Raw genomic sequence first — 13,138 nt, forward strand, 5'->3', positions numbered from 1 at the left:
TGCCGCCCCGCACAGGGGCAACGCCCGCGCCGCGAGGCGCTATCGCGGATGCCAGCGATAGTGGCAAAACATAAGGCACATCGCGGATGCCAGCGACAGCGGCAAATCACCCCCAGCGTCGCAGACAGAAAACCAGCAAGACAATGATCCACGAAACAATCATCACCACAGCATCCCACGACGGCGTCCCCCACGTCGCGCCAATGGGCGTGCGCTTCGAGCAGAACCTCGCAATCCTCGCCCCGTTCCGTCCGTCGAAAACCCTCGACAACATCGTCGCTACACACGCCGCCGTCATCAACTTCACCACCGACGTGCGCGTGTTCGCGGGCTGTGTGACGGGCGCGCAACGCGAATGGCCAACCCGTGCGGCGAGCCGCGTCGGCAGCGTGCGGCTTCAGCAGTCGCTCGCTCACACCGAACTGACGCTCGATCATATGACCGACGATCCGCAACGCCCCGTGCTCCACATGCGATGCGTGCACAGCGAAACGCATGCGCCATTCGGCGGTTTCAACCGCGCGCAGGCCGCCGTCGTCGAAGGCGCGATTCTCGTGAGCCGGCTCTTCATGCTGCCCGCCGATAAAATCGACCGCGAAATGGCCTATCTCCAGATCGCCATCGATAAAACGGCGGGCCCCGACGAACGCGTCGCATGGGAATGGATCACGGCCGCCGTCGAACGCTTCCGCGCGACGGGCGGCGCGCCCGCATCGCACGCGAGTGCTTCCTGATCGCCGCGCGTCCTCATTTCCGTCATGCCTCGCCTCTTCGGAGACTTCGATGACCGCATTGCTCGCAAGCGTCCGCTCGGCGCAAGAGGCGCTCGACGCAGCCGGCGCCGGCGCGGACCTGATCGATCTCAAGGAACCGCTTGATGGCGCGTTGGGCGGCGTGTCGCCCGACAACATCTGGCGCATCGCGCGCACGCTGCGCTCGCGCTATCCGGTGAAGCCGGTCAGCGCAACGATCGGTGATCTTCCATCCGACGCGCTCGACGCTATCGCGGCGCGCGTAATCGAAGTCGCCGATGCCGGTGTGGATTTCGTGAAAGTCGGCGTTACGCCGGGCCCGGATGCGCGCGCGTGCCTCGCGCGCGTCGCCGGGTTGCGGGCCGTCGTGCTGCCCGTGCTGTTGTGCGACGAAGGCGTCGAAGCGTCGCTCGTCGAGTACGCGGCCACCCTCGGCTTCGAAGGCATCGTGTTCGACACGGCGGGCAAGACGGGCCGAACGCTGTTCGATTGCATCGACATTGGCACGCTCGCGCGCTACCTCGCGACGATCCGCGCATCGGGCGCCATGGCGTGCATCGCGGGCTCGCTCGGCTGGCCACAGCTCGGCGGCATACGCGCGCTCGCGCCCGACGTCGCCGGTTTTCGCACCGCGCTGTGCGAGAACGGCCGCACGTCCCGCCTCGATCCGCGCCGCGTCGCACAATGGGCCGACGCGCTGCATCACGCCGCGCCGAGCGCCGCCGCGTGACAGCCACTCGCGCCCCGCACGCTCAAACCCGCCGACGCGTGACAGCCACTCGCGCCCCGCACGCTCAAACCCGCCGCCGCGTGACAGCCACTCGTGCCCCGCACGCTCAAGCCGCCGACGCGTTGAGCAGCCGCTCGCGTACCAGCGCGACATCCGTCTTGCTGAACAGCTCGACCTCGTAGTTCGCCTCAGTCACGTAATGGACGAAGCTCGCGTCGACCACGCCGCTCGACGCGAGCGTCACGAGCGGCACGCCCTCGCCAACGGGACACGACTTCACCACCATCAGACGCTCGGCATTCAGCGACGTGGAAAGCCACGCGGCGAGGCTGTCGGACGTGGTGTCCCAGTTGGTCATCGAATCGGCTGTGACGCGCATGAGGCTCACGGGCATCCAGACAGCGACCTTGCCGTTGCGCAGCGCGCGCCGGATCAGGTCCTCGTTGGTCGCGAGCACGAGCTCCGGCAGCACGGCCTGCATCAGCAGCGCGTATTGCGTCATCGCCAGCAGGCACATGTTGTGCGCGGCCAGATCGTCGAACTGCCATTCGCGCTGATACGCGCGCACGCTGTCCGCAAAGTCCCCGCCACCGGGCACGATCACGACGCGCCCGCCGCCGACCTCCCACAACTGCGTGAGCCAGTCCCGCAGCGATGGGTCGTGACTCAGGCTGCCCCCGATCTTCACCACCCACATGTCCGTTACCTCGCTATCGTTCGCCTTCCTGAAGGCTTCCGTCCCATGCGTGCGCCGTGCGCCCGCTGCGTGCGTCGCGTGACGGCGGCTCTGCGCTGTGCGCGCCGCGCGCATCTATCGATGCAAACGCGGCGTGCGCCCGCTGCGGGACCCTCACGCGGCGCGCGTCGACGCTTCGTTTCGCCGTGGCGCACTCGCCGCCGTCATCAGCAACGCGACGGCGACACTCGGCGCGCATGTCGCAATCCATTCGGCGGCATCGCGTGGCGCATCTGCCGCCGCTCGCGCGAAGCTGCCGAAATCCACGTAATCGCGCCCGTGAGCGCGAGCCAGCGCGGCGGCCAGAAACCGCCCACAGCCCGCGCCGACGACGGGCGCATCGGCGAGCGCCGGATGCGCCGCGCACACCTGCTCGAAGCTCGCGCCGATCGCTTGCAATTGCGCATGGCGCCACGCCTGCGCGAACTCGCGCCATTCGTCTTCACGCGCGTCGGCGGCATCGCGGCCTATCGTTCTCGCGAGCCGCGCGCAGCTTGCCGCCACTGTCTTCGGCCCGTTGTCCGCGCCCGGATGCTGGTCGTGCGGCGGCCACAGCTCGCCCGTCAGGCGGTACACGTCGGCGCTCGTCGCGAACCATTCGTTCATGACGCCCGCGATTTCGCCGCGAAACGCGATGCGATGCGCAATGCCGCACAACGGCGTGCGCACGACGCCGTGATACGCGAGCTCGCCGGTCACGAGCCGCGCCGCATCGGTGGAGCCACGCGCGACGACGCGCGATCCGACGATGGGCACGATATCCGTCGTGGTGCTGCCGATGTCGATCAGCAGGCAAGCGGGCGCACGGGTCGCGACGTATTGCGCCGTCGCGAGCCAGTTCGCGGACGCCACGCTGCGCCACTGCGCGATGCTTTGCGCCGCGTCCAGCCAACGGCCGGGGCCGGCGTAGAAGACGGCATCGTCACCCAGCCGCCCAGCCAGCGCACCGACGATCGCACGCACGCCATGCTCGCGGTCGGCGAACAGATCGACCATTTCGCCCGTCATCGTGACCGCGTGGCGCGCGCGTGAGACAGACGCGTCCGGCCAGCGCGCCGCCGCCGCATCGATTGCCCGCTGCAGATGCCCGATCCCCTGCCACAACGGACACGCCCACTGCGCGACATCGGTGACGACGCCCGCCGAATCGACACGCGACACTTTCACATGCGCGCCGCCGACATCCCAGCCGAACACTGCGCGCTCGTCGAGGCAAGGCGCGCAGGCGCTCACGATTGCGCCCCGCATGCGAGCAGCTTCGCGCGCGGCGTGACGCCCGCGCCGGGCTCGCGCGGGCGCACGGCGACCCGCAGGCCGTGCGCGCACAGCACGTCGGCGGCAAGATTGCGGCCCAGCCGCGCCGACAGGCCCGCATAGGCGACGGTTGCGCGCGGATTCACTTCGATCACGACGGGACCGCGGCTCGCATGCCACACGACATCGATGCCGACGAATCCGCGCAGCCCCGGCAGCGCCGCGGCGACCTCACGCGCGAGCGCATCGAGCGTGCGGCCTTGCGGACTGTCGCGGTTGATGCGATCGATATCGACGCCGTCGAACCCGACCACCTGGCCCGCACGTCCCGCCACGCGCCCCGCCACATCGATCCGCTGCCGGTTGATGCTGACGAGCGTCGCGGCCGCCCCCTCGCAGATCAGCGACAGGCTCAGCGGATCGCCCTCCACCCATTCCTGAAGCACCGTTTCGCGCCCCGCCGCGCAGCGCGCCGCGTATTCGTCTCGCGCGCTGCCCGCGTCGTCGAACAGGTGCGTGTCGAGTCCGCCCGCGCCGTCGTCGGGCTTGACGACCCAGCGGCGCTGCGCGCGCGGTTCGAGGTGCGCGGCGTCGAGCGCAGGCGTCGCCGCGATGCCGTGCTCAGCGAGCCGCGCGGCCGTCACGCGCTTGCTCGACGCGTGCGCGATCGCTTCCCTCGTGCAGCCGATCCAGCGCGCGGGACCCACGGCATCGGCGAGATCGAACATCAGGCCGTCGCACTCGGGGGCGACGATCCACGCGTAGTCGTGCTCGCGCGCCGCCCGCGCGACGAATTCCATCATCGATTCGCCGGGCCTCGCGCGACAATGCGCAACGCCTTGCTCGACGGTTTCGAAGCGCGAACTGGCGAAGCTCACCTGTACGCCGTCGATGTGCCGCAGATCGCCGACGATCGCATCGCGCATCATCCGCCCTTCGACGACGAGCGCGCTCAGATCGGCGAGACTGCTGCTGCCAGCCAGTTGCCGATCGATGCCGCCGCCAGTGAGATACTCATAAACCCAAAGCTTCATCAAGGAACGTCTCCGCATGCAGGTGATCCCGGTTCTCGATCTGCTCGACGGGCACGCAGTACGCGCGATACGCGGCGAACGCGCGAACTACCGCCCCATCCAGTCTTCGCTATGCGCGACGAGCCGGCCGCTCGACGTCGCACGCGCCGTGCTTGCCGCGAGCGGCTCGCGCACGCTCTACGTCGCCGACCTCGGCGCGATCATGTCGCGCGAAGCCGATCCATTCACGCTCGCCGCGTTGAGCACAGCGCTCGCCGATCCGCACGACCAGCGTGACCCGCCGCACGGCCCGCCCGAAATCTGGCTCGATGCGGGCTACGCGGACTATCCGTCGATGCTTGCGCTTTTCGCGCGCATCGCGTCCGCGACGGGCACGACGCGCGAGCCGCAGTCCGTCGAGCGTCGCGCGCGCATCGTGCCCGTGTTCGGCTCCGAGTCGCTGCTTTCACTCGACGCGTTGCGCGAAGCCGAGGCTGCCGGCTATGCGCCCATCCTGTCGCTCGATCATCGCGGCGGTCAGCTGCTCGCCGCGCCCGAACTCGCGCACACGCTGCGTGCGCCGTCGTCGTGGCCGTCGCGCGTGATCGTGATGACGCTCGACCAGGTCGGCGCGGACCAGGGCCCCGACCTCGACACGTTCAACCTGATCCACGCGCAAGCGGGCCGGCGCACGACGATGGGAGCGGGCGGCATCCGTCATCGCGGCGATCTCGACGCGGCGGCCCGCAGCGGCGCGGCTGCGTGGCTCGTCGCGTCGGCGCTTCATGACGGCAGGCTCGGCGGAATGCTCGCGACAGACTCCGACGCTTCGGCGTGAACCGCGAAACAATATCCATGCCACGCGATCCGCGTTGCAGCATCGGCGCGCGTCGCATGCGCACTGGGCATCGTGCTGTCCTCAAGTGACACACTGTTGCAGCGCGGATCACATTCTGTGCTGTAGTCGCCCGGCCCTGCGCCGGGTCCGCGCACCGGGTTCGTGCGCACCACCGCGCGGCGCTCATGCACCCGACGGCACGCCCGCAAAACATCGGCACGGACCTTGCTGGTCGGGTTCTCATGCACGATTCCAACGCCCCCGCACCGAATGCCCAGACGACACCCGCCGCCGACGGGCCCGCACCGTTCGACGGGGCCCGCAGCGACTGGACGTGCCCCTTCTGCCCGCTGCTGTGCGACGACATCGACGCGAGGCTCGGCGGCGACGAGACGCTCGCGGCACCCGCCACCCGATGCACGCGCCTTGCCCTTGCGCTTACGCGCTACGACGCCAGCGACAACGTGTGCTCGCCTGCCATCGACGGCACGCCCGCGACGCTCGACGCCGCGCTCGACGAAGCCGCCGCGCTGCTCGCGCAGGCACGGCGGCCGCTGTTCGGCGGCTGCGCAACCGATATTGCGGGCGCGCGCGCGCTCTACACGCTCGCCGCCGTTTGCGGCGCGACGCTCGACTCGCTGCACGGCGACGCGCTGAGCGCCGCGACGCTCGCGTTGCAGGATCGCGGCGCGTTTTTCACGACGCTGTCCGAGGTGCGCTCGCGGGCCGACCTGCTTGTCGTGTTCGCTTGCGAGCCTTCGGCGCGGCATCCGCGCTTCTACGAACGCATCGCGAGCGGCACGGGCATGGCGCGCGAGATCTGCTTCGTCGGTTGCGAAATCGATCCCGCTGCGAGCCGGCTCGATAAAACACGTGCCCGTTCGATGCTTGCGGATGCTTCGCCGCATGATCTGCTCGCGATCTGGTCCGCTATCGCCGAAGGCCGCAAGCCCGACTTGCTCGAAGACGGCTCGGGCATGGCGACGACGCTCGCCTCGCTGACGGCGCGCGTGCACGAGGCCCGCTACGCGGCGTTCGTCATCGAGCCCGCCGCCCTGACGCAGCCTCATGCGGCGTTGCTGATCGAAGCGTTGCATCGCATCGTCAAGGCGGTCAACAGGACGAGCCGCGCGGGCGTGCTGACGCTCGGCGGCGCGGACGGCGCGCTGAGCGTCAACCAGACGCTCACGTGGCTGTCCGGGTTTCCGTTGCGCACGCGCGTGTCGAAGCCCGGCCGGCTGCCGGGCACGCCGCCGCTCGACCACGACCCTTATCGCTACCGCACCGCGCGCCTGCTCGCCGCGCGCGAAATCGACCTGCTGCTGTGGATCGCGAGCTTCGAGCCGCACGCGCCGCCCGCTGACCTCGACGACGTCACGCCCGCCATCGTGCTCGGCGCGCCCGCGCTGGCATCGGCCGTGACGCCGCGCGGCGCGAAAACCGTCTACATTCCCGTCGCGACGCCGGGCATCGATTGCGACGGACATCTGTTTCGCGTCGACGCATCCGTCGTCGTTCCGCTGCATGCGGCGCGGCACATTGCGCTGCCGACGGTCGCGTCGATCGCGGCGCGCCTGTCCGACGACCTCGCCGCGCGTGCGGCGCTGACGCGGAGGCCCGCATGAGCACTGCGCGACTGCGGGGCGGCCGCGTGTACGATCCCGCCAATGGGATCGACGGCGAAACGCGCGACCTCTATATCCGCGACGGCCGCATCGTCGCCGCGCCCGCCAGCGGCGCCGTCGATGCCGACTACGACGCGCACGGCATGATCGTGATGGCGGGCGGCATCGATCTGCATTCGCACATCGGCGGCGGCAAGACGAACCTGTCGCGGCTTCTGCTGCCCGAAGATCATCGCGACGACGCGCCGCGCGACGCATCGTACGAAGCCGTGCAGGACGAGCGCGGCCGCTATTTGCGCATGCCGTCGTGCGGCGTCTGCACGCCGGGCACGCTCGCCACCGGCTACCGTTACGCGGAAATGGGCTACACGGCGGCGTTCGAGCCCGCGATGATCGCGTCGAATGCGCGCCATGCGCATCTCGAGATGGGCGACACGCCGATCATCGATCACGGCGCGTACGTGATGCTCGGCAACGACGAGTTGCTGCTGCAGATGCTCGCCGCGAAAGACGACTTCGAGCGCGTGCGCGATTACGTCGCGTGGACGATGCACGCGAGCCGCGCGCTCGGCGTGAAAGTCGTCAATCCCGGCGGGATCTCGGCATTCAAGTTCAACCAGCGCGCGCTCGATGTCGACGAAGCGCATGCGCATTACGGCATTACGCCGCGCGACGTGCTGCGCACGTTGACACGCGCGTTGACGGAACTCGACGTGCCGCACCCGCTGCATGTGCACGCGAGCAACCTCGGCGTGCCGGGCAACCTCGACTCGACGATCGCGACGATGGACGCCGCGGACGGCCTCCCGATCCATCTCACGCATATCCAGTTTCACAGCTACGGCACGGAAGGACCCCGCAAGTTTTCGTCGGGTGCGCGCGCGATTGCGGACGCGGTGAACGCGCGGCCCAACGTGTCGATCGACGTCGGCCAGATCATCTTCGGGCAAACGGTGACGGCTTCGGGCGACACGATGATGCAGTTCAAGAACGCGCCGCTCGCGCGGCCTCATAAATGGATTCTCGGCGACATCGAATGTGATGCAGGCTGCGGCGTGGTGCCGTTCCGCTATCGCGAGCAAAGCTATGTGAACGCGCTGCAATGGATCATCGGCCTCGAGATCTTCTTGCTGGTCAGCGACCCGTGGCGCGTATCGATGACGACCGATCATCCGAACGGCGGCCCGTTCACCAGCTATCCGCATCTGATCCGACTGTTGATGGACAAATCGTTTCGCGACGCGCAGCTCGAGCGCCTGCATCCCGAAGCGAAAGCCGCAAGCGTGCTGGCCGGGCTGACGCGCGAGTTCTCGCTCGATGAGATCGCGATCATCACGCGCGCCGGTCCGGCGCGGCTGCTCGGCCTGAAGGATCGCGGGCACCTCGCGCCGGGCGCTGCTGCCGACATCGCCGTGTATCGCGACGACGCCGACCGCGAGCGGATGTTCACGTCGCCTGCGTATGTGTTCAAGGACGGCCAGCTCGTCGCGCGCGACGGCAATCTCGTTTCGACGCCGACGGGCGGCATCCACTGCGTTTCCCCGGCTTTCGACAGGAGCATCGAAAAGACGCTGCGCCAGTACCGCGAAACGAATCTGGCGAGCAACTTCGCGCATGCCGCGATCAGCGACGACGAGATCCGCGCATGCTGCCGCGGCGGGCGGCTGCTGCCCGTCGCGTGCGTCGCGCGGACCTGAGGTTGCACGACACCACAAATCCATCACGCGATGCAGATCAACGACACCCTGATCGACGACACCTTCGCGGAGGCCTTCCCGATGAAGGCGACGCGCATCATCATCACCGCGCACACGCCGCGCTGGGCGCGCGCGGCGGCAGACTCGCTGACGGGCTTCGCGACGTCGGTGATCGACTGCGGCTGCGAGGCGGGCATCGAGCGCGAGATCGCCGCCGACGCGACGCCCGACGGCCGCCCCGGCATCGCCGTGCTGATCTTCGCGATATCGTCGAAGGAACTGGCGAAGCAGATCACGCGGCGCGTCGGCCAATGCGTGCTGACGTGCCCGACGGCGGCCGTCTATGGCGGCATCGATCCAGCGACGTCGAGCGCGCCGCTGTCGGATGTCGCGCCCCTCGGCGGCTCGCTGCGCTTCTTCGGCGACGGCTGGCAGATCTCGAAGGTGCTGGGCGGCGTGCGCTACTGGCGCGTGCCCGTGATGGACGGCGAGTTCGTCTGCGAGGAGACGGTGCAGACGGTCAAGGCAATCGGCGGCGGCAACCTGCTGCTGCTCGCGCGCGATCTGGACAGCGCACTCGCTGCCGCCGAAGCCGCCGTCGCCGCAATGCACCGGCTCGCCAATGTGATCACGCCGTTTCCGGGGGGCGTCGTGCGCTCGGGATCGAAGATCGGCTCGAAGTACAAAGGCGCCGTCGCGTCGACGAACGATGCGTTCTGCCCGACGCTCACCGGCTTGTCGCAGCGCAGCGAACTGGACGCGAACACGGGTTGCGTGCTCGAAATCGTGATCGACGGTCTGACCGACGCCGACGTCGGCGCGGCCATGACGGCGGGCATCGCGGCGGCATCGGCGGCAGGCAGCGGCGTATTGCGCATCTCGGCCGGGAACTACGGCGGCAAGCTCGGGCCCTACCATTTCAGGCTGCGCGAACTTGCCGCGAACATTGTGCGGCGCAAGGCGGATAGCGCCGCCGGCGGCGCGCCGGACAGCGCGACATGAGCGCCGTCACGCTGCGCGTGAAAGACGCGCCGGGCTTTCGCGTGCAAGGCGCGGCGCTGTTGCCGTCGGCGCTCGCTTCGCTGTCGGAAGCGGCCATTGCACGCGTGATGCTGCCCGCGGGCAACGAAGCCTGCGCAGTCGGCGATCTGTTCGACGTGTCCGTCGATGCGAGCGCAAGCGATGCGCGCGTGGTGCTCGAAGGCGAAGCAGGCTGGCTCGACGGAGTCGGCTCGGCACTGGATGCAGGGCGCTTGCGCGTCGCGGGCTCGACGGGCGATTACGCGGGCTTCCGGATGATGGGCGGCACGCTCGAAATCGACGGCGACGCGGGGCATTTCACCGGCTGCGAGATGCGCGGCGGACGGTTGACGGTCGCGGGCGACAGCGGCGACTTCGTCGCGGGCGCGCTGCCGGGCGGCATGGAGGGCATGACGGGCGGCACGCTGATCGTCGCGGGCGATGCGGGCGCGCGGCTGGGCGACCGGATGCGGCGCGGCACGGTGCTGGTCGGCGGCGACGCGGGCGATTACGCAGCGTCGAGGATCGTCGCGGGAACGATCGGCATTGCGGGCCGTCCCGGCGCGCACTATGGTTACGGCATGCGGCGCGGCACACTGTTGCTGCTGCAATGGCCCGCGCGCATACCGCCGACGTTCACGCTGGGCGGACGCGGCTTCGACGTGTTCTGGGCGCTGTTCACGCGCGCGCTCGCGGCGGAATGCGGGATGGCGGCTTCTGTCGCCGCGAAACGTGTTGCGCGATTTGCCGCGCTCGATGCCCGCAGGCTGCCGCAGCGTTACGCAGGCGACCTTGCAGTCGATGGGCGCGGCGAACTGCTGATCGTCGAATAACACAGTCGCCGTCGAATGATCCGAGGGAACCGACATGAACGCCACACGCTCGACCGACATCGCGCAACGCGAGAAAGAGGTGCCGCAGCGCTTTCCGATGTCGCTGATCGTGTTGCACTGGCTGATCGCGTTCGGCATCGTCGCGATGCTCGCGATCGGTCTCTATATGGTCGGGCTGCCGCGCGGCCTGCCCTTCAAGGCCGCGCTGATCAACTTCCACAAGTCGCTGGGCTTGACGATTTTCCTGCTGGTGCTGATCCGCATCGGTGTTCTGATGGTCTCCGGCAGGCCGCCGCTGCCGCCGATGCGAGCGTGGCAACGCGCCGCCGCGAGCGCTACGCAGGTTCTTTTATATGTCGCGATGATCGCGATGCCGGTGACGGGCTATCTGGGCTCGTCGTTCAATACGTACGGCACGCGCTTCTGGGGACTGCCGCTTCCGAAGTGGGGCTGGGACGACAAGGCACTGCGCGAGTTGTGGTTCGGCATCCATGAGATTGCCGCATGGATCTTCATCGCATTGATCGCGATGCATATTGCGGGCGCGCTCAAGCATCAGCTGATCGATCGCGACGGGCTGTTGCGCAGGATGTTGCCGTGATGCGCGGCGCTCATCAATCGGGGCCTTTTTCTAGGGCATTTTCAGGAGCGGACGGACGATGAAGATCAAGGTGCTCGGTTCATCGGCGGGCGGCGGCTTTCCGCAATGGAACTGCAATTGCCGCAACTGCGACGGGGTGCGCAAGGGCGAGATCGATGCGCGTGCGCGCACGCAGTCGTCGATTGCCGTGAGCGTCGATGGGCTCGCGTGGCTGCTCGTGAACGCATCGCCCGATATCCTCGCGCAGATCGCCGCGAACCCAGAGATGCAGCCCGCGCGCCATGCCCGCGACACGGGCATCGCCGCGGTGCTGCTGATGGACGCGCAGATCGACCACGTGACGGGCCTGCTGATGCTGCGTGAAAACAGCGCGCCGCTGCCCGTCCATGCGACCGAGGCCGTATGGCAGGACCTGTCGACGGGCTTTCCCATCGTGTCGATCCTGTCGCACTACTGCGGGATCGAGCGCCATGCGATCGACCTCGACGCCGGGCCATTCGAAATCGCCGCGCTGCCTGGCGTGCGCATCGAAGCGCTGCCGCTGTCGAGCAAGGCGCCGCCCTACTCGCCGCACCGTGCCGCGCCGCAGCGCGGCGACAACATCGGCCTGATGCTGACGGCACCCGATTCCGGCAAGCGCGTGTTCTATGCGCCGGGGTTAGGCGCGCTCGAACCCCACATTCGCGATGCGATGTGCAGCGCCGATCTGCTGCTCGTGGACGGCACGCTGTGGACGCGCGACGAGATGATCGAGCTCGGCCTGTCGAAGAAAACGGCCGCCGACATGGGCCATCTCGCGCAAACAGGTCCGGGCGGAATGATCGACGTGCTGGATTCGCTCGATAGGCCGAAGGCGCGAAAGGTGCTAATACATATCAACAACACGAATCCGATTCTGATCGACGACGGTCCCGAGCGGCACGTGCTCGCGCAGCACGGCATCGAAGTCGCGCACGACGGGATGCTGTTCGAACTATGAGCCAGGCAAGCGGCTGAATGAGCCACCGCGCACGGCAATGATACGGAGAATCGATCGATGACTTTCAAGAGCGACATCGGCCCCGCATGGACCCGCGACGAATTCGAGGCGCAGTTGCGCGCGAAGGGTCAGGCATATCACATTCATCACCCGTTCAACGTGAAGATGAACAGCGGCGGATGCTCGCGCGAGCAGATTCGCGGCTGGGTCGCGAACCGCTTCTACTATCAGATCAACATTCCGCTGAAGGACGCCGCGATACTCTCCGGTTGCCCCGACCGCGAGACGCGCCGCCGCTGGGTGCTGCGCATTCTCGATCACGACGGCTACGGCGCGGACGAAGGCGGCATCGAAACATGGGCGCGGCTCGGCGATGCCGTCGGTCTGTCACGCGATGAATTGTGGTCGCTCGAACACGTCGTGCCGGGCGTGCGCTTCGCCGTCGATGCCTACGTGAACTTCGCGCGGCGCGCGCCGTGGCAGGAAGCCGTCTGTTCGTCGCTGACGGAGCTTTTCGCGCCGCAGATCCATCGCGACCGGCTCTCGACATGGCCCGAGCATTACCCGTGGATCAAGCCCGAAGGCCTCGCGTATTTCCGCTCGCGTATCTCGCTTGCGCAACGCGATGTCGAGCATGGCCTCGCCGTCACGCTCGATCACTTCCGCACGCGCGAGCAGCAGGAACGCGCGCTGGACATCCTGCAATTCAAGCTCGACATACTGTGGACGATGCTCGATGCAATCGAGAAGGCGTTCCCCGCATGAACACACCGACCAACGAAGGCCCCGTCATGCAAGACAACGAAAAGCGCGGCCCGAAGCTCAATCGTCTGTTTCGCCTGCAATGGGAGCCGGCGCAGGACGCGCACGTGCTGCTGTATCCCGAAGGCATGGTGAAGCTGAATCCGAGCGCCGCGCAAATCCTGTTGCGTTGCGACGGCACGCGCGACATGCAGGCGCTCGTCGCGGAACTCGAACAGGCTTTCAATGCGACGGGGCTCGCACCGGAAGTCGAAGCATTCGTCGACCACGCGCGCTCGCGTGGCTGGCTGGAGTGACA

The 13,138-nt window shown here is 68.1% G+C and carries 14 protein-coding genes; 11 read left to right on the forward strand and 3 right to left on the reverse strand.

Translation table 11 applies throughout. The annotated features are described in order from the left end of the window. Positions 1-143 precede the first annotated feature (143 nt). Positions 144-734: a DUF447 domain-containing protein gene (locus tag J8I87_RS31445; protein WP_209936063.1), complete on the forward strand. Its 591-nt coding sequence runs from the start codon at positions 144-146 to the stop codon at positions 732-734. A gap of 49 nt (positions 735-783) precedes the next feature. After that, positions 784-1,482: a (5-formylfuran-3-yl)methyl phosphate synthase gene (locus tag J8I87_RS31450; protein WP_209936064.1), complete on the forward strand. Its 699-nt coding sequence runs from the start codon at positions 784-786 to the stop codon at positions 1,480-1,482. Positions 1,483-1,588: 106 nt separating this feature from the next. On the opposite strand, the gene J8I87_RS31455 is transcribed toward J8I87_RS31450, so the two are convergent. The 3 genes from J8I87_RS31455 to J8I87_RS31465 form a co-directional block, all read right to left on the reverse strand. Further along, positions 1,589-2,179, reverse strand: coding sequence for an aspartate kinase (locus J8I87_RS31455; protein WP_209936114.1), 591 nt, complete (start codon positions 2,177-2,179; stop codon positions 1,589-1,591). Between the two features lie 153 nt (positions 2,180-2,332). Next, a complete protein-coding gene (locus tag J8I87_RS31460; protein ID WP_209936066.1) occupies positions 2,333-3,466 on the reverse strand; it encodes a hydantoinase/oxoprolinase family protein in 1,134 nt (377 codons plus the stop codon). Next, positions 3,448-4,509 carry an ATP-grasp domain-containing protein gene (locus tag J8I87_RS31465; RefSeq protein ID WP_209936067.1) on the reverse strand — a complete coding sequence of 354 codons (1,062 nt, stop codon included), beginning with the start codon at positions 4,507-4,509 and terminating at the stop codon, positions 3,448-3,450. The genes J8I87_RS31460 and J8I87_RS31465 overlap by 19 nt, the downstream gene beginning before the upstream one ends. Before the next feature lie 13 nt (positions 4,510-4,522). Here J8I87_RS31465 and J8I87_RS31470 point away from each other — a divergent pair, with 13 nt between their 5' ends. The 9 genes from J8I87_RS31470 to pqqD all read left to right on the forward strand — a co-directional run bounded on the left by J8I87_RS31470 (position 4,523) and on the right by pqqD (position 13,136). Continuing rightward, positions 4,523-5,323, forward strand: a complete 801-nt coding sequence (locus J8I87_RS31470; RefSeq protein WP_209936068.1) for a HisA/HisF-related TIM barrel protein — start codon at positions 4,523-4,525, stop codon at positions 5,321-5,323. Between the two features lie 242 nt (positions 5,324-5,565). Beyond that, positions 5,566-6,948 (forward strand): formylmethanofuran dehydrogenase, encoded by a 1,383-nt coding sequence (locus J8I87_RS31475; RefSeq protein ID WP_209936069.1) that lies wholly within the window; start codon positions 5,566-5,568, stop codon positions 6,946-6,948. Beyond that, a complete protein-coding gene (locus J8I87_RS31480) occupies positions 6,945-8,645 on the forward strand; it encodes a formylmethanofuran dehydrogenase subunit A (RefSeq protein ID WP_209936070.1) in 1,701 nt (566 codons plus the stop codon). Before J8I87_RS31475 ends, J8I87_RS31480 begins: the two co-directional genes overlap by 4 nt. A 30-nt stretch (positions 8,646-8,675) precedes the next feature. Continuing rightward, positions 8,676-9,647, forward strand: a complete 972-nt coding sequence (fhcD, locus tag J8I87_RS31485; RefSeq protein WP_209936072.1) for a formylmethanofuran--tetrahydromethanopterin N-formyltransferase — start codon at positions 8,676-8,678, stop codon at positions 9,645-9,647. After that, positions 9,644-10,498 (forward strand): formylmethanofuran dehydrogenase subunit C, encoded by an 855-nt coding sequence (locus tag J8I87_RS31490; protein WP_209936073.1) that lies wholly within the window; start codon positions 9,644-9,646, stop codon positions 10,496-10,498. Before fhcD ends, J8I87_RS31490 begins: the two co-directional genes overlap by 4 nt. A 34-nt stretch (positions 10,499-10,532) precedes the next feature. After that, entirely contained in the window at positions 10,533-11,099 is a 567-nt protein-coding gene (locus tag J8I87_RS31495; RefSeq protein WP_209936074.1) for a cytochrome b, read from the forward strand. A 58-nt stretch (positions 11,100-11,157) separates the two neighbouring features. Continuing rightward, positions 11,158-12,078 carry a pyrroloquinoline quinone biosynthesis protein PqqB gene (gene pqqB / locus J8I87_RS31500; protein WP_209936075.1) on the forward strand — a complete coding sequence of 307 codons (921 nt, stop codon included), beginning with the start codon at positions 11,158-11,160 and terminating at the stop codon, positions 12,076-12,078. 57 nt (positions 12,079-12,135) lie between these two features. Then, positions 12,136-12,843 (forward strand): pyrroloquinoline-quinone synthase PqqC, encoded by a 708-nt coding sequence (gene pqqC, locus J8I87_RS31505; protein ID WP_209936076.1) that lies wholly within the window; start codon positions 12,136-12,138, stop codon positions 12,841-12,843. Then, complete coding sequence (gene pqqD / locus J8I87_RS31510) at positions 12,840-13,136, forward strand: pyrroloquinoline quinone biosynthesis peptide chaperone PqqD (RefSeq protein WP_409518846.1); 297 nt, start codon at positions 12,840-12,842, stop codon at positions 13,134-13,136. The genes pqqC and pqqD overlap by 4 nt, the downstream gene beginning before the upstream one ends. The last annotated feature ends 2 nt before the right edge of the window (positions 13,137-13,138 follow it).

Source organism: Paraburkholderia sp. LEh10 (assembly GCF_017814945.1).
GTDB lineage: Bacteria > Pseudomonadota > Gammaproteobacteria > Burkholderiales > Burkholderiaceae > Paraburkholderia.

Bases quoted from the DNA above. Each gene is read 5' to 3' on its own strand.
- J8I87_RS31445 (WP_209936063.1), top strand. From the start codon at position 144: ATGATCCACGAAACAATCATCACCACAGCATCCCACGACGGCGTCCCC.
- J8I87_RS31450 (WP_209936064.1), top strand. From the start codon at position 784: ATGACCGCATTGCTCGCAAGCGTCCGCTCGGCGCAAGAGGCGCTCGAC.
- J8I87_RS31455 (WP_209936114.1), bottom strand. From the start codon at position 2,179: ATGTGGGTGGTGAAGATCGGGGGCAGCCTGAGTCACGACCCATCGCTG.
- J8I87_RS31460 (WP_209936066.1), bottom strand. From the start codon at position 3,466: ATGCGGGGCGCAATCGTGAGCGCCTGCGCGCCTTGCCTCGACGAGCGC.
- J8I87_RS31470 (WP_209936068.1), top strand. From the start codon at position 4,523: ATGCAGGTGATCCCGGTTCTCGATCTGCTCGACGGGCACGCAGTACGC.
- J8I87_RS31475 (WP_209936069.1), top strand. From the start codon at position 5,566: ATGCACGATTCCAACGCCCCCGCACCGAATGCCCAGACGACACCCGCC.
- J8I87_RS31480 (WP_209936070.1), top strand. From the start codon at position 6,945: ATGAGCACTGCGCGACTGCGGGGCGGCCGCGTGTACGATCCCGCCAAT.
- fhcD (WP_209936072.1), top strand. From the start codon at position 8,676: ATGCAGATCAACGACACCCTGATCGACGACACCTTCGCGGAGGCCTTC.
- J8I87_RS31490 (WP_209936073.1), top strand. From the start codon at position 9,644: ATGAGCGCCGTCACGCTGCGCGTGAAAGACGCGCCGGGCTTTCGCGTG.
- J8I87_RS31495 (WP_209936074.1), top strand. From the start codon at position 10,533: ATGAACGCCACACGCTCGACCGACATCGCGCAACGCGAGAAAGAGGTG.
- pqqB (WP_209936075.1), top strand. From the start codon at position 11,158: ATGAAGATCAAGGTGCTCGGTTCATCGGCGGGCGGCGGCTTTCCGCAA.
- pqqC (WP_209936076.1), top strand. From the start codon at position 12,136: ATGACTTTCAAGAGCGACATCGGCCCCGCATGGACCCGCGACGAATTC.
- pqqD (WP_409518846.1), top strand. From the start codon at position 12,840: ATGAACACACCGACCAACGAAGGCCCCGTCATGCAAGACAACGAAAAG.